Here is a 23,161-nt window from a genome sequence, read left to right on the forward strand (position 1 = left end):
CTCTGGCGAAAACTTGAATCGGCGTGGTATACATAACTGATTTTTTTACTATAATTGGAGTGAAATCAGTTACTCTTGATAAAACTAACTGTGGTTGGTTAAAAAAAATGACAAAATTTGTTATTAACGACTTGGTTACTTACATCCCGGAGCAACATCGGCTGTTGCCGAACGGGAAAAAAGGGAATGAAACTATTTTAAATATTCCAGCCAGTCGATGCTTGCAACTATTATTATCAAACCCCGGGAAAGTGATTAGTCAGCAGGAATTTTTTGCCTTTGCCTGGCAGAGTCAAGGGCGTTATGTCACTAACAATACCTTTTATCAGAACGTATCACTGTTAAGAAGGGGGTTGGTGAGTGCTGGCATCAAAGAAGAAGTCATCAAAACCGTCCCTAAAGAAGGTCTTTTATTCTGTGGTACGGTACAGGTTTTAGATATTGAAACTACTACCTCAGAGACTGTTGAAACCGCCACCACAGAGACAGCGGCTCCCATTAACTTCGAGCAAGAAAATGATATTGAAAAAGGGGTAGATAAGAATGAGGTACCGAATCCTCCCCGCCATAATAAAGGGCTGTTAAAAAAAAGCCGGGCACTGTTATTCAGAATTAATGGCCGGTTTATTATCATCAACCCCATGCTATTGCTGCTGATTGCCATTTTATTAATCTATCTAGCCAGTAACTATAGACGAGAACAGGTTTTCGTCACCTCGCATATTAGAATCGCCAATCTGGACCAATGTACTGTCTATGTTAATAAAAACGAGATGAATTTAACCAATGAGGGTTATATTCAGTTCCTCAAAACAAAAAACATCGTCTGCCGACCCAATCAGTTCATTTACATTACTGATGAAGCAACCGCATCCAAATCATCAGAAGTCGCACAACGTTGTGATAAATTAGATAATGATAAGGTGAAATGTGAAACACTTTACCCTATCGATACGGCCCGACAAATTCCCCCTGCCAAATAAAAAAACTATCAACCATTTACCATATTGATATCGCGCCTGCCCCCTCTTCAGTGGGATACCCAACTGAAGAGGGGCATTTTCATCGGGCAAGCACAGCACGATCCATACCTAACGCATCAAACGGCTTTTCCCAGGTTGATATCTCGTCAAACAATATCAATCACGTTCAGCCAGCGCCCTTCACGGTGGGAAAGAGCGATCGCATCCAGCACCCGCGATACCTTCCAGCCCTCTTCGAAGTCCGGCCACATCGGCACATCAGCAGCAATGCCATCCACTAGGTCACGCACTTCGACTGCCTTTTGATCGTTAAAGCCGATGCCATGTCCGGTCCCCATGCAAAATGCAGCATATTCCGGATGTTCTGGCCCCACCAGCAACGTACGAAATCCCTGGCGATTAACCGGGTCGTCATGCAGATAAAGCTGTAGTTCTGCCATACGCTCCTGAGTAAAACGGATAGCCCCTTTGGTACCAGTGATAACGTATGACAGTCCCATTTTACGGCCACAAGCGATACGGGAGGTTTCAATCACCCCTTGTGCACCGTTAGCAAAACGCACCATCGCATGCGCCTGGTCTTCATTTTCCACCACCACCCGTTGTGTTGCGCCGACATAGGCCGGACGCTCAGGAACAACAATCTTCAAATCACCACAAACTTGCAGGATGTCACCTACCAGGTAGTGCGCCATATTGACAATGTGTGCCGCCAGATCCCCCAAAGCCCCCAACCCGGCAGTTTCTTTGAAACAGTGCCAATGAATGGGGGAAAGTGGATCAGCCATATAGTCTTCATTATGGGTTCCATAGAAGTGGATGACTTCGCCAATCTCACCACCGGCGATAATCTCTTTCGCCAGCGCCGCCGTCGGGTTCTTCATATAATTGAACCCCACCAAGGTTTTGACCCCCGCCTGTTTTGCCGCATCCACCATTTCGCGCGCATCATGGGCATTCAGCGCCAGCGGTTTTTCCGAGTACACATGTTTACCATGGTGGATCGCTGCCAGCGCCATCTGTTTATGCAGATGGTTTGGCGCACAAATATCCACAACATCGATGTGTGGATCAGCCACCAAAGTACGCCAGTCGCCGGTAGAACGGTTGAAGCCAAACGCCTGCGCCCGCTCTGCTGCCAGCTCTGGCGTCACCTCAGCCACCATTTCCCGTATCAACTTGCCTCGCAGGCTGAACACCGTGGGTGCCTGAGCATAAGCAATCGCATGTGCCTTACCGATATACCCGGTACCAATCAATCCAATACGTACTGGTTTCATCATCCCCCCTTATAATGCACCGCGACGGCTCTTGGCATAGGTGTCAAAGGCCACCGCCAATACAATAATCAGGCCGGTGATAATCTGCTGGTAATACGCGGAAACATTCATTAATACCAAGCCATTAATCAGGACCCCCATAATGATGGAACCGATGATGGTGCCAGTGATACGCCCATATCCCCCCATCAGTGAGGTACCACCAATCACTACCGATGCGATCACCCGCAACTCAAAAGAGAGCCCTGCCACCGCTTCCGCACTCCCCAGACGGGCACTGAGGATAAAACCCGCCAGCCCAGCCAAGCAGCCAATCAGCACATAAACACTGACCAACACGCGTTTCACATTCACCCCAGCAAGCCGCGCCGCCTCCGGGTTACCGCCGATGGCATAAACAAAACGCCCCCAGCGCGTTTTATGCAACGCCAGATAGCCACCAATGGCCACCAGTGCAAAGATCCAGATAGGGATTGAGATACCCAATAATTCTCCACGACCCCACCAACGGTAACCCGCATCGAAACCGGCAATCGGCGCCCCATCGTTAATCACCAGCGTCAAGCCACGCCAAATAGTCATACCTCCCAGCGTGACAATAAACGGTGGCAACCGCAGCCGGGTCACCCCAAGGCCATGCAGAAAGCCAATCAGCGTCCCCATCGCCAGGCAAATACTCAGCCCAATCAGCCAGCTCATGCCGCCCCAAGCGTTAGGGTCAGCGGTGGTAAAGTTATCACCTTTAATAATGTAGGCAGCGGTCATGGCACAAACCGCCAAAATGGACCCGACAGACAGGTCAATCCCAGCGGTCAGAATGACAAACGTCATCCCCACGGCCAAGATGCCGTAGATGGATACCTCGGTCAGAATATTGAAAATATTACGTTCAGACAGGAAATTACTGTTCTGCAACTGGAAAAAAATCAGCAGCAAGATCATAAAAATCAACACACCAAAACGCTCAAAAAAAGCGATCAGGTCGATATGCCCGGGGCGCTTTATTGCCGTCTCGGTTTTGGAAATCATCTGCGTCATGGAAAACTCCGTTATGCCACGTTAAGGGAGTGGTGGTTGATCGCCATCATCATCATCAGGCGTTCTTCGGTAGCATCATCACCATGGATCTCACCGGTCATCCGGCCTTCACTCAGCGTGATAATGCGATCAGAAACGGCCATCACTTCGGGTAGATCGGATGAAATCACGATAACCGCCACCCCCTGCTTCGCCATATCAAACAGCACCTGATGCACTTCTGATTTGGTGCCAACATCAATACCCCGTGTAGGTTCATCGACAATCAGCACCCGAGGATTGAGTGCCATACAACGGGCGAGGATCACCTTTTGCTGATTACCCCCAGAGAGCTTGCGGACCTCCTGCTCACTGTCGACCATTTTGATCTGCAGCGCCTGACGGTAAGCGTCAATCAGTGCATCTTCTTTGCGGGTATTGATAAAGTAGCGCCAGCGCAACAATGAGGAGAGGCTGGAGAGCGACAGATTGTCACGGATCGACAACCCTAATACCGCCCCCTCTTTTTTGCGATCTTCCGGCACCAGTGCGATACCCTGATCCAGTGCATACATCGGGGAGCTCGGCTGGTACGGCACACCATCAAGCTCGAAGGCTCCAGAGGTAAAGCCATCGGCACCAAACAAGCAACGTGCCACTTCGGTACGCCCGGCCCCCACCAAACCGGCAATACCCAGCACTTCTCCGGCATGCACATGGAAACTAATGTCATGCAAAGCAATACCATGGGGATCCAGTGGTGGCTTTTCACGACACAACCCCTTGACTGCCAGGCGAATGGGTTGCTGCTCATGATGCGTTTCGCTGGGTGGCCGGCGATTAAACGCCACATCACGCCCCACCATCAGGCGGATCAGTTGCTCTACCGTGGTGTCGGCCACCTTACCGCTGCCGGTGAAGCGGCCATCCTGAAATACCGTGAACTGATCACAGAGCTGGAAAACTTCGTGCAGACGATGAGTGACGTAAATAATGCTGACACCGCGCTCTTTGAGTTCGCGTACCACACGATGCAGGCTTTCTACTTCACTGTCGCTCAGCGCCGCAGAAGGCTCGTCCATAATGATCAGCTTGGCGTTCAACGTCAGTGCACGGGCAATTTCCACCATCTGCTGTTGCGCCACACTCAAACGCGCCACCGCCGTGGTCGGCGCAATATTCAATTGCAGGTGATCCAGGATCGCCTGCGCCTCCTGATTTACCGCTTTTTCATCCACAATCAGGTTACCTTTGCGCGGTTCACGCCCCAGAAACATGTTCTCCGCAACACTCATATTGGGCAGCAAGTTAAACTCTTGGTAGATGGTAATAATGCCCCTGTTTTGCCGCTCTACTGGCGAATCACCCAGCGGCAGCGTTTCCCCGTTAAACCAGATGTCACCTTTGCTTTGCGGCTGAGCACCCGCCAACGCCTTAAGCAGGGTGGATTTTCCCGCTCCGTTTTCACCCAACAGCGCATGAATTTCACCGCTCGCCACAGTTAACTGGGCATTACTCAACGCCCAGACGCCGGAAAAGCTTTTCGCCAGGTTGGTCACTTTCAGTAAGGGTCGCAACATCGTCCAGCACCTTCTTTAGTGAGGGCCACCACCAGCGTAGTGGCCTTGATCAAATCAGTTCCCGGCTTCGCTAATGCGCTCAGCCTGCTGTAGGGTTTCTTTGGTGATCAACAATGGCGGGTAATCTGCCCCGGTGATGGCTTTCTTCTCACGCACGTTGGCAACCAGTTGACTCATCGCCGTCTGTACCGCGTAACCGGGGCGCTGATCCGCCGTCAGCACCATCCAGCCATCGCGCACACGTGCCAAGGCTTCCGGTACTGCGTCAAAACCGGTTACCAGAATTTCCCCCGGTTTTAGCCCCTGCCCCTGCAACGCTTCAATCGCCCCCAACGCCATATCGTCGTTTGCCGAAAGGATCACTTGCGGGCGCTTCGGCAGTGATGGCAGCACACTTTCCACAATGCGCATCCCTTCAGAACGCATCCAGTTACCGGTCTGATCGGCGACAATACGATACTTTTCACCGCCGGCTTTCAAACTGTCGCGAATGCCTTTGGTACGCTCAATATTGGAAGAGGAGCCCGGTTGCCCGGTCAGCAGGATGATGTCTGCACCATCGGGAAATTTGGCTTTCACAAAGTCGCCAATCGCCAGCCCTCCGTTGTAGTTATTGGCACCGAAATGCGGCACTTTCTTCTGGCTATCGACGGAACGGTCAAGGGTCACCACCGGCAATTCTCTCTCCTGAATTTCATCTATCGCATCGGAAACGGCGTTGACATCATTGGGTGAGACAATAAACCCCTGAGCACCACGAGTAATGGCATTCTCCAGGTCAGCAACCTGCTTGGGCGAACTGCCCTGACCATCCAGGACCTGTAGCTTCACGCCCATCTCTTTCGCGGCTTTGACTGCGGTACGCTGCATATGAACTTCAAACGGCATGGCCAGATTCGGCGTACTGAAAACAATCTGCTCGTTCTCGGCCATTGCCGCCCCAGAGGTGACTGCGATAAGGGCGGCCAAGATTAGTTTTTTCATCATTATCTCTCTCTATGTAGGGTATGTTTTTCAATGTGCAATACTCAATGTTCACTGTTGCCCGAAGGACGATGGATTGCAGGAGCTATAGAGGTTTAATAAATCTGACCACGACACAGTGAACCCACCACACAAAATAAAACATACATTTTATTTTAATAAATATTAGAAAGGATATTTTGAGATGAGGTTAACACTTTTATGACACTCTCGATGCGTTTTGTTATCAATATCACAACATAAATCGCTTGATTAATGAGCATAAATCAGGCGATGGATGAAATAAAAATTTCAAAAATGAGGGTCTAGGGGGAAATATCGATTATGCCAACCAATGGGGCAGAGAGGGAACGCAGCCATCAGCGCTATCAACCCGATATGGGTATCCGCCACCAATAGAGTTGATGCGCACCAGTAACGAGATACCGAATAGAAGCTATCGTAAGTGCTGATCAGGAAGTCGTGTTAATGCTCAAGGTGTGGTAAACCAGATCCGCCGACAGCAGCAGGGGAAACACGGTTTGCTGTCATCGTCACCCTCTTGACCGTCCTTGGTCATCGGTTCCATTTTTATCAACTCACCTTTTAACCCAGTGTTGGCATGGAGAATGAGGCACCACTATCCTGTTGCATGTCCGGCCAGCGAGCGGTGACGGTTTTCATCCGGGTATAGAAACGAACGCCATCGTTGCCATGGACATTCAGTGGACCAAAAATGGAACGCTTCCAGCCACCAAAGCTGTGAAAGGCCATCGGGACCGGGATTGGCACGTTAACCCCCACCATGCCCGCCTGTACCTCCTGGCAGAATAACCGCGCACAACCACCGTCGCGGGTGAAGATCGCCGTACCATTGCCATATTCATGGCGATTAATCAAATCCACCGCACTGTGGTAATCGGCAACACGTACCACAGCAAGCACCGGGCCAAATATTTCCTCTTGATAGATGGTCATCTCTGGTGTGACGTTATCGAATAGCGTTGGGCCGACAAAGTACCCCTGCTCATGCTGTTTGACGTGAAAATGGCGACCATCAACTCTCAGCTTGGCCCCTTGCGCTTCACCACTATCGATATAACCCAAAACCTTACTGCGATGTGCCGAAGAGATCAGCGGCCCCATCTCATTTTCTGGCGTCTGGTCCAGCCCAGGCCCAACCCTCAGTTCGGCAATCTGTTTTTCCAGCAGCGCACAAAGATCATCTGCGGTTTTATCACCCACTGCCAGCACCACCGACAGCGCCATACAACGTTCACCTGCCGCACCATACGCCGCCCCCATAATGGCGTTAGTGGCCATCTCCATATCCGCATCCGGCATCAAAATGCAGTGGTTTTTTGCTCCCCCCAGCGCCTGGCAGCGCTTACCGTGTGCCGAGGCAGTCTGATAGATATATTCCGCAATCGGTGTCGAACCAACAAAACTCACCGCCTGGACACGCTCATCGGTGAGCAACACATCCACCGCTTCTTTATCCCCTTGCACCACGTTGAAGACACCATCTGGTAGGCCGGCCTGTTTCAGCAGTTGTGCCAGCGACAGGGCCAAAGAGGGATTTTTTTCCGACGGTTTAAGAACAAAAGTATTACCGGTGGCCAGCGCTATCGGGAACATCCACATCGGTACCATTGCCGGAAAATTAAAGGGCGTGATCCCGACACAAACCCCCAGCGGTTGCATCAATGAGTGGCTATCCACCCCGGTACCCACATTGGCTGAGTGCTCCCCTTTTTGCAGATGGGGGATCCCGCAGGCAAACTCCACCACCTCCAGGCCGCGTGTCAGCTCCCCTACGGCGTCCGAGTAAATTTTGCCATGCTCTTCACTGATAAGCCGCGCCAGAGCGTTCATGTTCTGTTCTAGCAAGGCTTTAAAACGGAACATCACCCGTGCCCGTTTCAGCGGTGACTGACGCGACCACGCCGGAAATGCCTGCTGGGCAGCCGCAACCGCCTGCTGCGTTTCCTGCACCGTGCTCATGACCACCTGACGAATTTGCTCACCGGTAGCTGGGTTAAAGATCGCCTGCACTCGCTGGCCTGAACCGTTGACACATTCGCCATGAATAAAATTCGCTACCGTTTCCATCCTAACCTCTCGCTGTTGATAGGTGACTGTTATCCAACCACGGACAATGAAATAAACATTCTATTTTAATTTGAAATAAAATAAAGCCTAAATATTGTGATCAGCCGTGGGTTTTTATGCCTTCAAATGGGGTTATTGGCATCAACCACGCTAAAAAGGCATTTCACACAGGCTTTTATTTGGATTAAAAATTTCACTTATGACCGATTCTGAATGACTGACAATCAACAATGCGGTTTAGGGTTTAGCATCACCGAACGATGCCTGTGGCGGAAATTATTGACCGTATAGAGACCCATGATATTGTCGTGTCTATCAATTTCTCGCCTGTTCAGTTAGCCACCGACGCGTTGCGCTTGCTGATGACATCTATTCAAGAGGGAATAAAAAAATGGAAAATACGCAGAGCTGGTGTCAGCAGCCATACACTATCACTACCGATCGCAAACAGTTTGATATTGAAGCTATTCATCAATACCTCACTCGTTCAACCTGGGCCCCCGGCATTGATGTTGATACAGTAAGAGAAAGCATCGATAACAGCCTGTGTTTTGGGCTCTTTGAGGGGGATAAGCAAATTGGTTTTGCTCGCCTGGTGACCGATGGCGTCACCTTCGGCTATCTCTGCGACGTCTATATTCTGGAAGCTTGGCAACAACAAAAATTGGGGCGCTGGCTGCTGGAGTGCTGCCAATCCCACCCGGTGATGGCTCGGCTACGAAGAATTATGTTAGTCACCTCTAGCGCCCCGTGGCTGTATGAAAAAGTGGGGTATAGCCCAGTAAACTGTGAAAATTTTGTCTGGCAAATTGTTAGGCCCGATATTTATCAGCGTTCTCAATAACCCCCCACCCAGTGGCAACGCGGATGAAGAGAAACCCATCTGAGTTGCGGGTTATCGGTTTAAGTGCGAGTGCTTTAGAAGATGAGGTTAATGTTTAATCGCTGGCATCGCCCTAACTCCCGTGAGTCGTCCTTTCAGCGGAGATAGAAAAACATTTCGCTCAATTTAGTGACAGCATGGGTGGAATTGTTAGAATAGAAAGCTCTTAACCCAAAGAACATAGTGATTATCATGCGATTATCTCTAGTTTTTCGCCTTATGCCCTTGTTGTTAGTGCTGGGAATTACCGGTTGTCAACAACCCCGTTCTTCTTTGCAAAAAGGTCCGGCTACTGCTAACGAGCAAGTAGAACAATTGGCTTCGGTGGTTGCCGGAACCAAATATCTGAAATATAAATGTAATCGTAGCGATTTACCTAGCGATGATGTGATTAACAAAGCAGCCTATCAAGTGGCTAAAAAGCGGGGGTGGAATACCGCTGATTATGGCATGCTGCCGCAGCGTAGTGAGGCCATTTATCAAGGGTTGATAAGAGACAACACGCCAGAGCAAACCAAATGCAGCAGCTTTAACAGCCTGTTAGCACCCTTTGCCGATGAGCTGCGTGCAGCAAGCAATATTTAGTGTGATTGTGATGCGCAACCCTGTGCATCCAGTTTAATGCGGCAGGTTATTCTGCGTCTGCTGCGGTAAGGCCTGCTTTATCAACCTTGCCGCCAGGCCAATCCTCTAGCGCAATCAGTGTGAATACCTCACCATTAAAGTTGAATACCGTCGCATCCTGTTGAATCTGTTCAATGGTGAGGTTAGGCGCAGGGCTCTCCCCTTCTTGGTAGCGCTGCCCGTTCAAGGTGATGCTGCGTTCATCATCTTCTGAGGAGTAGACATGGGCACTGTATTTCAATGGGGCTACTTCATCACTGGGCAACGAGGGTATCACTTCTTTTGATTCGACTGGTTTTGGCGCAACTGGTTTTACCGGTTTATCAGCATCATGCACTGGTGCCGGTTCGATAGCCGCCTTAGCCACTGCGGGCTTTACTGTTGCTGTATGTGGCGCTGCGGGAGAAGCAACCTGTGTCAATACCGGTGCCGCATGAGCCTCATTGTTACGCCAGAACTGACCTGAAAACCAACCGAACGCCACCAATAGCAATGCGTAGATGGGTAACAGATAACCCGGGATAAACAGCCCTTTGGCAGAGGGTACACTGGCTTGTGGATCTGATTCCGATTTATGGTTCACGTCCCTGATCCTTTGATTAATCATCATCTACCCAGTCATCGATTAGGTACAATCGGTTAACCGGGGCAATAAAACGCTATCTTTTCAGTGGGCACAGGTCAAGAGCATTGAACCGATATTGATGTACCAGCACTGACGATGGAAAGTAAAAAATGTTTCAATATGTGATTCACAAATATTTAATATTTTTTGACTACGAGCGTAATCATTCTAATATATGAGGTCGCAGTAGAATAACAGAATAAACTTTTGTGATTCGAATATTAGATAATTTTAAATACGGTATATATTCAATGAGTTGATAGCGCGTCAAACGTAATACTCGCGTTCCATTAAAGTACCGATGATCCTGCCAGGTTTGCAGGATCATCTTGAATACACCGAGGTGTTACGATTGAGGCGTTTCAGTCGGTTACTCAACGTCAGATTTTCACGCTCAATATGCTGTGTATAAAGCTTGCCAACGATATGCTTCGCCGTAGGCAGAGCGTCCTTGTAAGCCCTGTAACCGCCAGTACACCAGAAAGTGACATTGAATTCCAACAGTAGTTGGAACAAATCGCACAGTGTTTTCTTTCTTAATCGGAGATTTACACGCCAGTTAACATAATGAATACTTGACCTGGGATGTCGGGTTCTTTATCATTCCCTTTGATGAGAATATTCTGATGCTGAAGCACATATCCTCAAGAAAATTGAATGTAAGAATAACGTTTTGCATGAGTAACCCTCAAGGGAATTCTACGCAGCCGACGTGCTGCTCAGTCCGTGGGGCGACAATCTAATTAAACAGGCAGTTACGCCATTTTAATTACAGTCCCACTCCCTGTCCTCAACCCCATTAACGCCGTTATACTTATACTGTTATTATGCTAACTAAGGGTAACGTCAAAAATTTCTCATCCTTGTAAGGGAATCTTGTTAAGGAATAACGATGAAAAGTCATATATCCAAACTTGTAAAAATCTTTCCGCTCGCGCTGTTCTTGTTCGGGGTGCAGCATCTTCATGCTGAGCCGATTCGCGTAATGGCGCTGGGTGATTCCGTGACTGCCGGGTTTTCTACTCATAACTATCGAGCCCAGCTTGCTCAGCAGGCCCGTTCTGTTGCTTGTGATATAGACTGGGTGGGACAATTCCAGGATACATTACCCTCAGTAGTTTCCCGCCACTCAGCAATTTGGGGAGTTACTGCCGCTACAGTAAATACCTCGTTTATTAATACTTGGATGGATACAGCCCGTCCAGATGTGGTTCTCATGATGCTGGGTGCCAATGATATACAAGCGCTCCGTATTGCTCCAGACGTTGTGCTCAATAGCTTGAATAGCATCATCGTGAAAATACGTAACAAAAATCCTGAGTCCAAGATTTTTCTTGGTCGTTACCCGAACATACGACCAGATATCCCCAGCATGAAAGTATTCAATGATTCGATAGCCGAATTTGCCTCAAAATCAGACGTGATCTTTGTGGACCATTCGGTTGATTTCAATATCGCGGTGGGATCTGATCATGTTGATGCGACTCACCCGAATGCAAACGGGGATGCTAAATACGCCTATAACTGGTTTAAGGCAATGGTGAAGCATGGAATTTGCGATAATGGCCCAGTGCTTTCGAATGTTGCCAAGGACAAACCAGTATCCGCCAACGCTACTCGATTTGGTTATGGTAATCCTTTCCTAGCTGTCAATGACATCGTCAATGCTACCGGATGGCAGCGCCATGCCTCAAATAGCTCTGATGAGACACTGGAGATCGATTTGCAAGGTAACTACAGTTTGAAGTATTTTGAATTGTATCAACACAACTTAGCTGTCTATAACACCAAAGCATATCGCATAGATATAAGTAACGATCGTAATTATTGGGAGACAGTTGTGACCGAAGATGATAGTCCTGTTGGGCGAAGTACTCATAAGATTGATCCTATTGAGGCTCGATATGTCCGTTTGGTCTTGCTTCCTCCTTTTGGCGGGGGAATAATCTCTGTCAGAGAGTTCCGTGTGATGGGTACCCCAATAGCCATAGGTGAGGAAACTCAATGAAGACCTTAGCGTTGAGGTTGAGATAGCTAACAAACCCGGTCATGTATTCAATATGTCGCCTACACCCAAGCAGATTGGATACATGACGAGGATAGACCAGTGGCAGCTATCAGGAGGCCAGCTAAGGAAAGCGTAATGCGATTTTCGGTGATGTTGTTAGCAATAAGAGAATCTACATTCAGGCTGTTAACACCACGTTGGGTGATGTGTGTCGTCTCTCTGCTGATTTGTAACCAGCTCGCCTTGTTGACCTGGCAATGGTGGCTATCGCCCGAAATATCCCATGTGCAACTATCCAAAGCGCCGTTGACGCCTGCCAAAACTAACGCGAGTACTCCGTCAGACAGTACTCGCTTTACCTTGTTTGGAACTTCGCCCTCCGTCTCTTCAAGCACGGTGACTTCGGCATCTAGCGATACGCTACTCAACGCGCCGCCTTCTTCTTTAAAAATCAACCTGACTGGTATTGTTGCCAGCGCCAATGCAGAACGCTCCATCGCGATTATCGCCAAAGATAACAAGCAATTCAGCCTTGGCATGGGGGATCAGGTACCCGGTTATGATGCCCGAATTGCCTCTATTTTTGCCGATCGGGTGGTGATCTCTTATCAGGGGCGTTATGAGTCCTTGTTGCTATTTAGTGAGCAACCCGTAGCGGTTAAAAAAAATGAACAATCCCCCTCAGCGTCCCAGCTCAAGGCGCAACTGCTCAAGCAACCACAAAGCATTCTGGATTACCTGACTATCTCGCCGGTGATGGTGGATAACAAGCTCACTGGCTATCGCCTGAGCCCCGGTAAACAAGGGGAATTATTTCGCAAGGTCGGGCTCCATGACAACGATCTTGCCGTCGCATTGAATGGGCTGGATTTGCGCGATGCCCAGCAAGCTCAACAGGCACTGAAACAGCTTTCAGAACTGAGTGAACTGAACCTTACCGTTGAACGGGGTGGTCAGTTACAGGATATCTATATTTCTCTTGGAGATAACTAATTGTTGAATGCAAAAATAATCAGTCGCTTACGCATCGTGGTGCTGGTTGCGCTGTTGTTGGGCGTCAGACAGGGTTGGAGTGCTGAGTTTTCAGCCAGCTTCAAGGGAACCGATATCCAGGAGTTTATTAACACCGTCAGCAAGAATCTGAATAAAACCGTGATTATCGATCCTGCGGTGCGTGGCACGATCACCGTTCGCAGTTACGATATGCTCAATGAGCAGCAATATTATCAGTTTTTCCTCAGTGTATTAGATGTTTACGGGTTTGCCGTAGTGGATATGAATAACGGCGTACTCAAGGTGGTGCGTTCCAAAGATGCCAAAACAGCAGCCGTGCCGGTCGCCAGCGATGCCCAACCCGGGGAAGGTGATGAAGTAGTGACGCGAGTGGTCCCCGTTCATAACGTGTCCGCTCGCGACCTAGCACCGTTACTGCGTCAATTGAATGACAATGCTGGGGCAGGCAGTGTGGTGCACTACGACCCCTCTAACGTGTTGTTGATGACCGGTCGGGCGGCAGTGATCAAACGCTTAATGGAGATTGTTGAGCGGGTTGACAAGGTTGGCGACCGCAATGTGGTCACCGTCCCGCTGGAGTATGCGTCTGCCGCTGAGGTGGTCAAACAGGTCACCGAATTAACCAAAGATACCAGCAAATCAGCCGCGCCGGGTTCAATGACGGCTACCCTGGTCGCCGATGAACGTACCAACGCAGTATTGGTGAGTGGGGAACCCAACTCCCGTCAGCGTATTATCGCCATGATCAAACAACTGGACCGCAAGCAGTCGGTACAGGGCAATACCAAAGTGATTTATCTCAAGTATGCCAAATCCACCGATTTAGTTGAGGTCTTAACTGGCGTCAGCGCGGGTATTCAAAACGACCAAAAGGGTGCCAAACCCACGGTCGCACTGCTAAAAGACGTCACCATTAAAGCCCACGAACAAACCAACTCACTGATCGTCACCGCCGCGCCAGATGTGATGCGTGACCTGGAGAATGTGATCAACCAATTGGATATCCGCCGTCCGCAGGTACTGGTGGAAGCCATTATTGCCGAAGTGCAAGACGCTGACGGCTTGAATCTGGGGATCCAGTGGGCCAACAAAAATGCGGGCATGACGCAGTTCACCAATACCGGCCTACCGATCACCACCGCGATGGCGGGTGTCAATCAATACAACCAGGATGGCACGATTAATAATGCCTTTGCCAGTGCCATTAATAGCTTTAGCGGTATCGCTGCCGGTTTTTATCGGGGCAATTGGGCCATGTTGCTGACGGCCCTTTCCAGCACTAGCAAAAATGACATCTTAGCGACACCGAGTATTGTCACACTGGATAATATGGAAGCCACGTTCAATGTGGGTCAGGAAGTCCCGGTGCTCTCCGGTTCGCGCACCACGTCAGGGGATAATATTTTCAACACCGTGGAACGTAAAACGGTCGGTATTAAGCTCAAGGTCAAGCCGCAAATCAATGAAGGGGACTCGGTGCTGATGGAAATTGAACAAGAGGTTTCCAGTGTGGCAGATTCTGCCTCCAGCAGCAGTGCCGATCTGGGGGCCACCTTTAATACCCGGACGGTGACTAATGCGGTGTTGGTGGGTAGCGGCGAAACCGTGGTGGTCGGCGGGTTGCTGGATAAAACAGTGCGCGAAAGCAACGACAAAGTGCCGTTACTGGGGGATATCCCGGTGCTGGGTTATCTGTTCCGCTCCACCAGCAAACAGGTCTCCAAGCGTAACCTGATGCTGTTTATCCGCCCAACCATCATCCGCGATCGTGATCAGTTTCGTGGTGCCTCAGCAGACAAATATCAGGCCTTTAACCAAGAGCAGGAACAACAGCGGGGCAAAGAGAGCAGCAGCACCACGCTCACCAACGATGTCTTGAAGTTACCACCAGACCAAAATGGGGCGACATTCAACCAGGTTAATGCGGCGATCCGCGCCTTCTATCCACAGGGGGGACGATGAGCACACTGCTGGAGGGCGTCAATGAGTTACGCCCGCAGTTGCCTTTTGCCTACGCGCGGGCTCAACGTATTTTATTGCTGCAGGATGACACCGGGTGCCGAGTGCTCCGCGTGGCAGATACAGCAGCCAGTGCCTTGCTTGAAGCACGTAGAGTTGCCGGGTGTGATCTGAGTATCAGTACCCTGTCGAGTGAGGAATTTGAGCAGCAGTTGGTACTGAGCTACCAACGTGACTCAAAAGAAGCCCGGCGTTTAATGACCGATATCGGCAATGAAATGGATTTTTATACTTTGGCAGAAGAGTTGCCTGATAGCGATGATTTGCTGGATGCCGATGATGATGCGCCCATTATCCGCCTGATCAATGCCATGTTAACCGAGGCGATTAAAGATAAAGCGTCGGATATCCACATCGAAACCTATGAACGCCATTTACAGATTCGCTTTCGGGTCGATGGCGTATTACGTGAAATCCTGCGGCCACAGCGGCGGTTGGCGTCTTTGCTGATCTCGCGTATCAAAGTCATGGCCCGGCTGGATATCGCTGAAAAACGCATACCGCAGGATGGACGCATGGCGCTACGCATCGGTGGGCGAGCCATTGATGTGCGGGTTTCCACCTTACCTTCCAATTATGGCGAGCGGATTGTTCTGCGTTTACTGGATAAAAACAGTGTCAGCCTGGATCTGGCCACGCTGGGCATGTCATCACAGAATCAGCAACAGATCGATGAGCTGATCCGGCGGCCACATGGCATTATCCTGGTCACCGGCCCCACTGGCTCTGGTAAGAGCACCACGCTTTATGCGGCCTTGAGTCGGCTCAATGCCAGTGAACGCAATATCATGACCGTCGAAGACCCCATCGAATATGAACTTGATGGCATTGGTCAGACACAGGTCAACCCCAAGGTGGATATGACCTTTGCCCGTGGCTTGCGCGCTATTTTGCGTCAAGACCCCGACGTGGTACTGGTGGGTGAGATCCGTGACAGCGAAACCGCCCAGATTGCGGTTCAAGCCTCATTAACCGGGCACCTGGTGCTATCAACACTGCATACCAACAGCGCACTGGGAGCGTTATCGCGCTTACAGGATATGGGGATAGAGCCTTTCCTGCTATCCACCTCCTTGCTGGCGGTATTAGCACAACGGCTGGTCCGCACCCTCTGCCCTGATTGTCGTCAACAATATCAAGCCGATAGCGCATTAGCTGAACAACTGGGCATTCCCACCGGAACCCCACTCTGGCAGCCGCTGGGGTGTCCACAATGTAGCTTTACCGGTTACCGTGGACGTACTGGTATCCATGAACTGCTGCTGGTTGACGAGCGCGTACGGGCAGCGATTCACCGGGGAGAGAGTGAATTCGCTATTGCCCGTCAACTGCGCAATGAATACACCACATTACGCCTGGGTGGGCTGGAAAAGGTCTTGGCGGGTGAAACAAGCTGGGAAGAGGTGGTGCGCGTGACGGAAAACCAGTCTCTGGAAGAGGAATAACATGGCGCTATTCCATTATCAGGCATTAGACGACCACGGGAAAAAACGGCGGGGGCTGCAAGAAGCCGACTCGGCCCGACATGCCCGCCAGTTATTGCGTGAGCAAGGGCTGGTGCCTGTCAGCTTGGAAGAAACGCAGGACGAGCGCCAGCAAGCACAAGGGGGCCAGCGGCGCACTTGGCGCCGAGGGATCAGTAGCGCCGACCTGGCGTTGTTGACTCGTCAGTTGGCGACCTTGGTCGCGGCCTCCTTGCCATTAGAAGAAGCCCTGGATGCGGTGGCAAAACAGAGTGAAAAACCTCGCCAACGTAGCTTGATGGCGGCGGTGCGCACCAAAATCCTCGAGGGCTTCTCCTTGGCGGAAGCCATGGGCTGTTATCCAACCAGTTTTGAGCGCTTGTATTGTGCGATGGTGGCAGCGGGTGAGGCCTCCGGCCATCTGGACCTGGTGCTGAACCGGCTGGCAGATTACACCGAACAGCGCCAACAGATGCGCTCTCGTATTATGCAAGCGATGATTTACCCCTGCGTGCTGACGCTGGTGGCCGTCAGTGTGATCGCCATTCTGCTTTCTGCGGTAGTGCCCAAAGTGGTGGAACAATTTATTCATATGAAACAGGCGTTACCACTCTCCACCCGTTTATTAATGGGGACCAGTGATGCGGTTCGAACTTTTGGCCCTTGGGTGTTGCTGCTGTTACTCCTGGGGATATTGCTGATGAGAATAGGGCTACGCAATGAAGGGCGGCGCACCGCTTTTCATCATCAGCTACTACGCCTGCCAGTGCTTGGTCGTATCATGCGCGGCCTCAATACCGCACGCTATGCCAGAACGCTAAGTATCCTCAATGCCAGCTCTGTGCCCTTGTTACAGGCAATGCGCATCAGCGGTGAAGTGCTGACCAATGAATATGCCCGCCACCAGTTGTCATTAGCGACTGAGTCGGTACGTGAAGGGGTGAGCCTGCATCGGGCCTTGGAAATGACCGGGTTGTTTCCCCCGATGATGCGCCACATGATCGCCAGTGGTGAGCGCAGTGGTGAGCTGGATAGCATGCTGGAACGTGCAGCAGATAATCAGGACCGGGAGTTCGCCGCCCAAATGCAGTTAGCCTTGGGGTTGTTTGAACCTTTGCTGGTGGTGAGTATGGCGGGAGTGGTGTTGTTTATCGTTTTGGCGATCCTGCAACCCATCCTGCAATTAAATAATTTGATGAGTATGTAAATTCAATCGACAAATAACGGAGATAGCGATGCGGCAACAGCGTCAGAGAGGCTTTACCCTGTTGGAAATCATGGTGGTGATTGTGATTATTGGCATCTTGGCAAGCCTAGTGGTGCCTAATCTAATGGGGAATAAAGAGAAGGCAGATCAGCAGAAAACAGTCAGCGACATTATGGCGTTAGAGAGTGCGCTGGATATGTACAAGCTGGATAACAGCCGCTACCCCAGCACTGAGCAAGGGTTGCAAGCACTGGTCACTAAACCTTCAGCCCAACCCGAACCACGCAGCTATCCGCAAGGGGGCTATATTCGCCGCTTGCCACAGGATCCGTGGGGGGCTGATTACCAGCTACTGAGCCCTGGTCAGCACGGTCAGGTCGATATTTTCTCTTATGGCCCAGATGGTACGCCGGATACTGAGGATGACATCGGTAACTGGACTATCGGTAAGAAGTAATGCGTCAGCGCGGCTTCACGTTGCTGGAAATGATGCTGGTGGTGCTGCTGATCGGCAGTGCCGCCGCATTGGTGGTGATGTCATTTCCAGCGATGCAGCAGAATACCCCAGAGCTGCAATTGAAGCGCTTTCAAGCTCAGTTGGAATTTGCCATTGATGCCAGTGTGCAAAATGACCAACTGTTGGGGCTGCAGATTCGGCCAGACGGCTGGCAATTCCTGATGCTACAGCGTCAGGCGACCGCCAAGAATGCGTCAGCACCGGGGTCAGATATCTGGCAGGGTTATCTTTGGCAGCCGTGGCAGCCGCGCCAGGCATCGTTGGGGGGGCAAGTTCCTGATGAGATGCCCCTCCAGTTACATTTCCCTAACCTGCAGACATGGCCACCAGCGGCGGAACTGGCGGTTGAACCGGATATTCTGCTGTTGCCTGGTGGTGAAGTAACTCCGTTTGAGCTGGTTTTCAGCGAGGCGGGGAGTACCCCGTTGGTCTGGTTGCGAGTCGACGAAACCGGGGCAATCAGCTCATCAGCTAACGAAGGTGCGCCATGAACAGGCAACGGGGGATGACATTGCTGGAAGTCCTGGTGGCCTTGGTGGTCTTCTCCCTGGCAGGGTTGGCGCTATTGCAAACCACAGCGCAACAGGCGAGCGGTATTGGCCGTATGCACGAGAAAATCGTCGCCAGTTGGTTAGCCGATAACCAGCAGGTTCGGTTACGCCTTGATAAAACCTGGCCGGAAAAACGTTGGATTGGCACCACCGTGAATTATGCGGGCGAGATGTGGTATCTCCGCTGGCAAGGGGTGGATACTGAGCTCGGTCAATTACGCGCGCTGGATGTTGAAGTTCGGCACAATAAAGATGATGTCGCGCCAATAGTGTCTTTACGCAGTTATAGGGTGCCGGAATGAACCGTGGTCACGCGCGGGGCTTCACACTGCTGGAAATGCTGCTGGCATTGGCGATTTTTGCTGCCTTGAGCATCAGTGCTTTTCAGGTGTTGCAGGGCGTGATGCGCAATGATCAAATCTCACAACGTAAAGCACAGCAGTTGGCTGACCTTCAGCGTGCCTTTGTGCAGTTGGATGGGGATTTTGGTCAAATACTCCCACGCAGTGCCCGTGGCAGTACTCAGCTGTTCTCTGCTGCGCGCTATCTCATGCAAAGTGATGACTGGGGCGTCTCTTTCATCCGCAATGGCTGGCAAAACCCGATGGGAGTATTGCCCCGTTCTGAGTTACAACAGGTGGGATATCGCTTGCGTAATCAGCAGTTAGAGCGCTTGAGCTATGCCCATACCGACCCCATTGTCGGGCAGCCCCCTACCGTCAAGGTGTTGCTGAACAACGTCAGTGCCTTTCGGTTACGCTTTTTTGCCAATGGGGCATGGCAGGATAGCTGGAACAACGCTGCAAGTTTGCCGCAAGGCGTTGAAGTCACCCTGACGGTAACGGGAGTGGGGGAATTAACCCGCCTGTTTTTGGTCACCAATGGGGGGCAAAAGTGAAGCAGCGGCAAAAAGGCGTGGCACTGCTGGTGGTGCTGCTGATCCTGGCACTGATGGTCATTATTGCCACTACCATTGCCGAACGAAATGGGCGCACCTATCTGCGCACCGTCACTCAGTTAGAGCGGCAACAGGCAAAATGGTATGGGCGTTCGGCAGAAGTCTTGGCGGTGAAAATCCTACAACGCGATGCCTTGGACTCCCCAGGTAAAACACATTTGGCGCAAAACTGGGCGCAAGAAACGCGTCGTTTCCCCGTTGAAGGTGGCGAAGTGTCTGGCAAGATTACCGATAGTCAGGCTTGCTTTAATCTTAATGCCATCAATCAGGGGGCAAGCGACGAAGGGGGACAGCTTAAAGAACCTTACCCTGCGCAGGTTTTTCGACAACTGTTAATCAACCTGGGGGAAGACTCGTTGCGTGCGGCACAAATAACCGGGGCATTGCGTGATTGGATAGACAGCGACAGTGAGCCCAGTGCGGAGGGGGCCGAAGATGAAGTCTATATGGCGTTGGAGTCCCCTTATTTGCCCGCTAATCAGCCGATGCAGGATATCAGCGAACTGCGGACAGTTTTTGGTGTTGATACCCCTCTTTATCAGCGCCTTCTGCCTTATGTTTGCGTGCTACCAACCAAGACATTATTGGTTAACATCAATACCCTCAGTGAGTCTCAAGGGCAATTATTGACGGCGTTATTTCTTAAGGAGTTGGATCCCACCATGGCGACCCAGTTATTACAACAACGCCCACGTGAAGGGTGGAATAGTACCAAAGTATTCTTGGCACAAGAGGCCCTTAAAGAGATGGATACTTCGGCGGTCAGCCCGGTGTTAGCGGTCGGGAGTGATTTTTTCGTTGCCAGTTTCGATGTACTGATGGGGGATTCCCACTACAGCCAGCGCACCCTGTTGCATAAAGCCGGTAATAACTTCCAGGTGGTGCGGCGACAATATGGATTGAGCATGATGGTGGAGCCTTGATGCATAACCAAAAGCCCGACACCCAGCCCCGGTTGATATTACGTTTACCCAGTGACGAAACGCAGCCATTGTGGTGGTATTTCCGTTCAGCAGAGCATCACCAACAAGGATATCTGGCCCCGGGAGAACAGGATGATAATCTGGCGAAGCTGCTCGCCACTTATCCTGCCTATGTTTTATTGCCTGCAAGCGAGTTTGTTTTCCACCGTGTTACGCTGCCACGCAATGTCCGCCGTCAGGGTCTGCAGGTATTGCCATTTATGTTGGAAGAACAACTGGCAACGGATGTTGAACAGCTGCATTTTGCTATTTTGCATCAAAGTGGCGATGAGTGTGAGGTGGCGGTGGTTGAAAAACGCCATATGCAGCAGTGGATAAATCGCTGTCACCAGCAAGGCGTGCGGGTGCAGGTCATGATCCCTGATGTGCTGATGTTGCCCTTGGTGACTCACGGGTGGAGTGCCGTCAACCTCAATGAACAATGGCTGTTTCGCCGGGAAAAATATGCCGGGATGATGGTGGAATCTTCCTGGTTGCCTGAATTCCTCGCTGGCTGGGCACCCCTGATTATTGAAAGTTACTCCCCTCCCCCAACACCGAAAGTGGGCCCTGCCGAATGGCGCGAACACCCACCACGGCATTTACTGCAACTGGCAGCCGAGGGGGAGCCCTATCGTGGGGCTGATCTGCGTCAGGGTGAATTTACCCGTTCCAGCCCTTGGCGTAGCCGATTACGCCCGTGGCGATGGGTAATGATCGCCTTCATCGGCTATTTAGTGCTGCTGTGCTTCGGTGCAGGATTATCTCATTACCGACTGTGGCAACAGGCGGAACATTGGCGGAAAGAAAGTGCGCGCTTCTACCAACAACTGTTCCCCACTGAGAAAAACGTTGTTAACCCACGAGCGCAAATGCAGCAGCACTTGCAGCAATTACAACCCGCCCAACAGGCAGGAGTCAGCGTACAGATGCGCCAATTGCAACAACTGGTGGCGGAGAATTCGGCTATCCGCTTTCAGGCGATCTCTTATGACGCCAACCGCAAAGAGCTAAAAGTCGAGGTACATGCGACCTCTTTTCAGGCACTGGAACAGTTCCAGACCCGTGCCGGGCAGTTCTACCGGGTTCAACCGGGTGAAATCAAGCATAACCCGGGTGGTGTAGAGAGTCGGCTGACTCTGGGGATTAACAATTCTGGGGATCAACCATGAATGAACTCAAACTCCGTTGGCTGCAACTCAAACCACGGGAGCGCGGGTTGCTGTTGGGATGTGGCCTATTGCTGCTGGTCAGTCTGTGCTATTACGCCCTATGGCTACCTTGGCAACAACAGGCTGAGCAATGGCAGCGGACTATCACGCGTGAAAAGAGCACCGTGGAGTGGATGCAGCAACAAGCCCCCCGCTTACGCCAATCACAAACCCGGGCAGCCCCGGACGAGTCCCTCAGTTTACCGGCGGCAGTCTCGCAGAGCGCGGCCGCCCAAAACATCAATATTACCCGCCTGCAACCCCAGGGAACCGGCCTGGCGGTAACGTTAGAACCGAGTGATTTTAACCGATTGATGCTTTGGCTCAGCCGATTGGAACAGCAATATCGCGTTCAGATTGTCGCGCTTGATGTGACGGCGGTCACCAAAAAACCCGGATGGGTAACGGTCAATAAACTGATGCTGGATCGCAACAATGGGCACTAAGATAAAAAAGTCCATACTTTTATTGGTTTGTTATTTATTCTTGCTGGGATGGTATGCGCCAGCACAGCTGTTACAGGTTGTTATGCCTGCGGATATCAAGGTGGGTAGTTTCTCCGGCAGCTTGTGGCAGGGCAGTTTACGCCAGTTAAGCTGGCGTAGCTTGATGCTGGAAAAACTGGACTGGCAAGTCACTTTCTTTTCATTGCTACCGGCAATAACCGTTGAATTCCGCGCGGCTCAAGGGCTCCAAGGAGCGGGAACTTTACGCGGCTGGAATAGTTTGCAACTGTCTCAGTGGCAACTCTCCGCCCCAGCGGATTGGGTGAGGCAACAGTTATCACTGCCAGTGCCCATCACCGCTCAAGGGACATTGCAGTTGCGCTTGCAACAAGGTGAAGTTACCCCTCAAGGTTGCCGAGATTTTAACGGTGGTCAGCTCAACTGGCAGCATGCACAGCTGGCGACCCCGTTGGGCTACGTGGATCTGGCGGATATACAAGGGCAATTAAGCTGTAATGAGCAAGGGGCGCTGGCGCTGGTATGGAAACAAGATTCTGCTCATCTGAACATGATGGGACGTGGCACCGTCGGGATGGATGGACGCTATCAATTCAGTGGTCAAGTCGGCAGTGGAGCGGCGTTACCCAGTGTGATGAAACCACTGATGGCGCAGTTGGGGCGAGCCAATGCTCAAGGTCAAATCGACTGGCAAACTCAAGGACGGCTGTTTTGATGGAT

General features: G+C 51.1%; 23 protein-coding genes. 16 read left to right on the forward strand and 7 right to left on the reverse strand.

From position 1 onward, the window contains the following. Positions 1-107: 107 nt before the first annotated feature. Positions 108-983 carry a winged helix-turn-helix domain-containing protein gene (locus tag AC2A06_RS16030; RefSeq protein ID WP_484380924.1) on the forward strand — a complete coding sequence of 292 codons (876 nt, stop codon included), beginning with the start codon at positions 108-110 and terminating at the stop codon, positions 981-983. A 146-nt stretch (positions 984-1,129) separates the two neighbouring features. Here AC2A06_RS16030 and AC2A06_RS16035 read toward each other — a convergent pair whose 3' ends face one another. The 5 genes from AC2A06_RS16035 to AC2A06_RS16055 all read right to left on the reverse strand — a co-directional run bounded on the left by AC2A06_RS16035 (position 1,130) and on the right by AC2A06_RS16055 (position 7,935). Beyond that, complete coding sequence (locus tag AC2A06_RS16035) at positions 1,130-2,263, reverse strand: Gfo/Idh/MocA family protein (protein WP_484380925.1); 1,134 nt, start codon at positions 2,261-2,263, stop codon at positions 1,130-1,132. Positions 2,264-2,272: 9 nt separating this feature from the next. Continuing rightward, positions 2,273-3,301, reverse strand: coding sequence for an ABC transporter permease (locus tag AC2A06_RS16040; protein WP_484380926.1), 1,029 nt, complete (start codon positions 3,299-3,301; stop codon positions 2,273-2,275). An 11-nt stretch (positions 3,302-3,312) separates the two neighbouring features. Beyond that, the gene (locus AC2A06_RS16045; RefSeq protein ID WP_484380927.1) at positions 3,313-4,860 is read right to left on the reverse strand and encodes a sugar ABC transporter ATP-binding protein; all 1,548 of its coding nucleotides are present in this window, start codon (positions 4,858-4,860) and stop codon (positions 3,313-3,315) included. Positions 4,861-4,914: 54 nt separating this feature from the next. Beyond that, complete coding sequence (locus tag AC2A06_RS16050) at positions 4,915-5,844, reverse strand: substrate-binding domain-containing protein (RefSeq protein ID WP_484380949.1); 930 nt, start codon at positions 5,842-5,844, stop codon at positions 4,915-4,917. 585 nt (positions 5,845-6,429) lie between these two features. Next, positions 6,430-7,935 carry a CoA-acylating methylmalonate-semialdehyde dehydrogenase gene (locus AC2A06_RS16055; RefSeq protein ID WP_484380928.1) on the reverse strand — a complete coding sequence of 502 codons (1,506 nt, stop codon included), beginning with the start codon at positions 7,933-7,935 and terminating at the stop codon, positions 6,430-6,432. Between the two features lie 391 nt (positions 7,936-8,326). On the opposite strand from AC2A06_RS16055, the gene AC2A06_RS16060 reads away from it, so the two are divergent. Both AC2A06_RS16060 and gspS read left to right on the forward strand, forming a co-directional pair. Beyond that, the gene (locus AC2A06_RS16060; RefSeq protein WP_484380929.1) at positions 8,327-8,779 is read left to right on the forward strand and encodes a GNAT family N-acetyltransferase; all 453 of its coding nucleotides are present in this window, start codon (positions 8,327-8,329) and stop codon (positions 8,777-8,779) included. Between the two features lie 231 nt (positions 8,780-9,010). After that, on the forward strand, positions 9,011-9,403 hold the full coding sequence (gene gspS, locus AC2A06_RS16065) for a type II secretion system pilot lipoprotein GspS (protein WP_037385249.1): 393 nt from the start codon (positions 9,011-9,013) through the stop codon (positions 9,401-9,403). A gap of 46 nt (positions 9,404-9,449) precedes the next feature. Here the strand turns inward: gspS and gspB are convergent, their stop codons facing one another. Both gspB and AC2A06_RS16075 read right to left on the reverse strand, forming a co-directional pair. Continuing rightward, positions 9,450-10,025, reverse strand: a complete 576-nt coding sequence (gene gspB / locus AC2A06_RS16070) for a type II secretion system assembly factor GspB (protein ID WP_484380930.1) — start codon at positions 10,023-10,025, stop codon at positions 9,450-9,452. A gap of 366 nt (positions 10,026-10,391) precedes the next feature. Further along, positions 10,392-10,640, reverse strand: coding sequence for an IS1 family transposase (locus AC2A06_RS16075; protein WP_484380950.1), 249 nt, complete (start codon positions 10,638-10,640; stop codon positions 10,392-10,394). Positions 10,641-10,959: 319 nt separating this feature from the next. Between AC2A06_RS16075 and AC2A06_RS16080 the strand changes: the two genes are divergently transcribed. The 13 genes from AC2A06_RS16080 (at position 10,960) to AC2A06_RS16140 (ending at position 23,156) form a co-directional block, all read left to right on the forward strand. Then, positions 10,960-12,075: a GDSL-type esterase/lipase family protein gene (locus tag AC2A06_RS16080; RefSeq protein WP_484380931.1), complete on the forward strand. Its 1,116-nt coding sequence runs from the start codon at positions 10,960-10,962 to the stop codon at positions 12,073-12,075. 135 nt (positions 12,076-12,210) lie between these two features. Next, complete coding sequence (gspC, locus tag AC2A06_RS16085; RefSeq protein WP_473196337.1) at positions 12,211-13,068, forward strand: type II secretion system protein GspC; 858 nt, start codon at positions 12,211-12,213, stop codon at positions 13,066-13,068. Positions 13,069-13,101: 33 nt separating this feature from the next. Then, a complete protein-coding gene (gene gspD / locus AC2A06_RS16090) occupies positions 13,102-15,051 on the forward strand; it encodes a type II secretion system secretin GspD (RefSeq protein WP_484380951.1) in 1,950 nt (649 codons plus the stop codon). Further along, a complete protein-coding gene (gene gspE / locus AC2A06_RS16095; protein WP_484380932.1) occupies positions 15,048-16,553 on the forward strand; it encodes a type II secretion system ATPase GspE in 1,506 nt (501 codons plus the stop codon). Before gspD ends, gspE begins: the two co-directional genes overlap by 4 nt. 1 nt (position 16,554) lies before the next feature. Further along, positions 16,555-17,778 (forward strand): type II secretion system inner membrane protein GspF, encoded by a 1,224-nt coding sequence (gene gspF / locus AC2A06_RS16100; protein ID WP_484380933.1) that lies wholly within the window; start codon positions 16,555-16,557, stop codon positions 17,776-17,778. A 28-nt stretch (positions 17,779-17,806) separates the two neighbouring features. Further along, positions 17,807-18,235 carry a type II secretion system major pseudopilin GspG gene (gene gspG / locus AC2A06_RS16105; RefSeq protein WP_023489899.1) on the forward strand — a complete coding sequence of 143 codons (429 nt, stop codon included), beginning with the start codon at positions 17,807-17,809 and terminating at the stop codon, positions 18,233-18,235. Next, positions 18,235-18,786 (forward strand): type II secretion system minor pseudopilin GspH, encoded by a 552-nt coding sequence (gspH, locus tag AC2A06_RS16110; RefSeq protein ID WP_023489900.1) that lies wholly within the window; start codon positions 18,235-18,237, stop codon positions 18,784-18,786. The genes gspG and gspH overlap by 1 nt, the downstream gene beginning before the upstream one ends. Further along, positions 18,783-19,148, forward strand: coding sequence for a type II secretion system minor pseudopilin GspI (gene gspI, locus AC2A06_RS16115; RefSeq protein ID WP_473196341.1), 366 nt, complete (start codon positions 18,783-18,785; stop codon positions 19,146-19,148). The genes gspH and gspI overlap by 4 nt, the downstream gene beginning before the upstream one ends. Continuing rightward, positions 19,145-19,744 carry a type II secretion system minor pseudopilin GspJ gene (gene gspJ, locus AC2A06_RS16120; protein WP_473196342.1) on the forward strand — a complete coding sequence of 200 codons (600 nt, stop codon included), beginning with the start codon at positions 19,145-19,147 and terminating at the stop codon, positions 19,742-19,744. The genes gspI and gspJ overlap by 4 nt, the downstream gene beginning before the upstream one ends. Further along, on the forward strand, positions 19,741-20,727 hold the full coding sequence (gene gspK, locus AC2A06_RS16125) for a type II secretion system minor pseudopilin GspK (protein ID WP_484380934.1): 987 nt from the start codon (positions 19,741-19,743) through the stop codon (positions 20,725-20,727). Before gspJ ends, gspK begins: the two co-directional genes overlap by 4 nt. Then, the gene (gene gspL / locus AC2A06_RS16130) at positions 20,727-21,938 is read left to right on the forward strand and encodes a type II secretion system protein GspL (RefSeq protein WP_484380935.1); all 1,212 of its coding nucleotides are present in this window, start codon (positions 20,727-20,729) and stop codon (positions 21,936-21,938) included. Before gspK ends, gspL begins: the two co-directional genes overlap by 1 nt. Then, on the forward strand, positions 21,935-22,423 hold the full coding sequence (gspM, locus tag AC2A06_RS16135) for a type II secretion system protein GspM (RefSeq protein ID WP_484380936.1): 489 nt from the start codon (positions 21,935-21,937) through the stop codon (positions 22,421-22,423). The genes gspL and gspM overlap by 4 nt, the downstream gene beginning before the upstream one ends. Beyond that, on the forward strand, positions 22,413-23,156 hold the full coding sequence (locus AC2A06_RS16140) for a type II secretion system protein N (RefSeq protein WP_484380937.1): 744 nt from the start codon (positions 22,413-22,415) through the stop codon (positions 23,154-23,156). The genes gspM and AC2A06_RS16140 overlap by 11 nt, the downstream gene beginning before the upstream one ends. Positions 23,157-23,161 lie beyond the last annotated feature (5 nt).

This window comes from Serratia sp. HNCC26DJ244, from assembly GCF_057180565.1.

Bases quoted from the DNA above. Each gene is read 5' to 3' on its own strand.
- AC2A06_RS16030 (WP_484380924.1), top strand. From the start codon at position 108: ATGACAAAATTTGTTATTAACGACTTGGTTACTTACATCCCGGAGCAA.
- AC2A06_RS16035 (WP_484380925.1), bottom strand. From the start codon at position 2,263: ATGAAACCAGTACGTATTGGATTGATTGGTACCGGGTATATCGGTAAG.
- AC2A06_RS16040 (WP_484380926.1), bottom strand. From the start codon at position 3,301: ATGACGCAGATGATTTCCAAAACCGAGACGGCAATAAAGCGCCCCGGG.
- AC2A06_RS16045 (WP_484380927.1), bottom strand. From the start codon at position 4,860: ATGTTGCGACCCTTACTGAAAGTGACCAACCTGGCGAAAAGCTTTTCC.
- AC2A06_RS16050 (WP_484380949.1), bottom strand. From the start codon at position 5,844: ATGAAAAAACTAATCTTGGCCGCCCTTATCGCAGTCACCTCTGGGGCG.
- AC2A06_RS16055 (WP_484380928.1), bottom strand. From the start codon at position 7,935: ATGGAAACGGTAGCGAATTTTATTCATGGCGAATGTGTCAACGGTTCA.
- AC2A06_RS16060 (WP_484380929.1), top strand. From the start codon at position 8,327: ATGGAAAATACGCAGAGCTGGTGTCAGCAGCCATACACTATCACTACC.
- gspS (WP_037385249.1), top strand. From the start codon at position 9,011: ATGCGATTATCTCTAGTTTTTCGCCTTATGCCCTTGTTGTTAGTGCTG.
- AC2A06_RS16080 (WP_484380931.1), top strand. From the start codon at position 10,960: ATGAAAAGTCATATATCCAAACTTGTAAAAATCTTTCCGCTCGCGCTG.
- gspC (WP_473196337.1), top strand. From the start codon at position 12,211: ATGCGATTTTCGGTGATGTTGTTAGCAATAAGAGAATCTACATTCAGG.
- gspE (WP_484380932.1), top strand. From the start codon at position 15,048: ATGAGCACACTGCTGGAGGGCGTCAATGAGTTACGCCCGCAGTTGCCT.
- gspF (WP_484380933.1), top strand. From the start codon at position 16,555: ATGGCGCTATTCCATTATCAGGCATTAGACGACCACGGGAAAAAACGG.
- gspG (WP_023489899.1), top strand. From the start codon at position 17,807: ATGCGGCAACAGCGTCAGAGAGGCTTTACCCTGTTGGAAATCATGGTG.
- gspH (WP_023489900.1), top strand. From the start codon at position 18,235: ATGCGTCAGCGCGGCTTCACGTTGCTGGAAATGATGCTGGTGGTGCTG.
- gspI (WP_473196341.1), top strand. From the start codon at position 18,783: ATGAACAGGCAACGGGGGATGACATTGCTGGAAGTCCTGGTGGCCTTG.
- gspJ (WP_473196342.1), top strand. From the start codon at position 19,145: ATGAACCGTGGTCACGCGCGGGGCTTCACACTGCTGGAAATGCTGCTG.
- gspL (WP_484380935.1), top strand. From the start codon at position 20,727: ATGCATAACCAAAAGCCCGACACCCAGCCCCGGTTGATATTACGTTTA.
- gspM (WP_484380936.1), top strand. From the start codon at position 21,935: ATGAATGAACTCAAACTCCGTTGGCTGCAACTCAAACCACGGGAGCGC.
- AC2A06_RS16140 (WP_484380937.1), top strand. From the start codon at position 22,413: ATGGGCACTAAGATAAAAAAGTCCATACTTTTATTGGTTTGTTATTTA.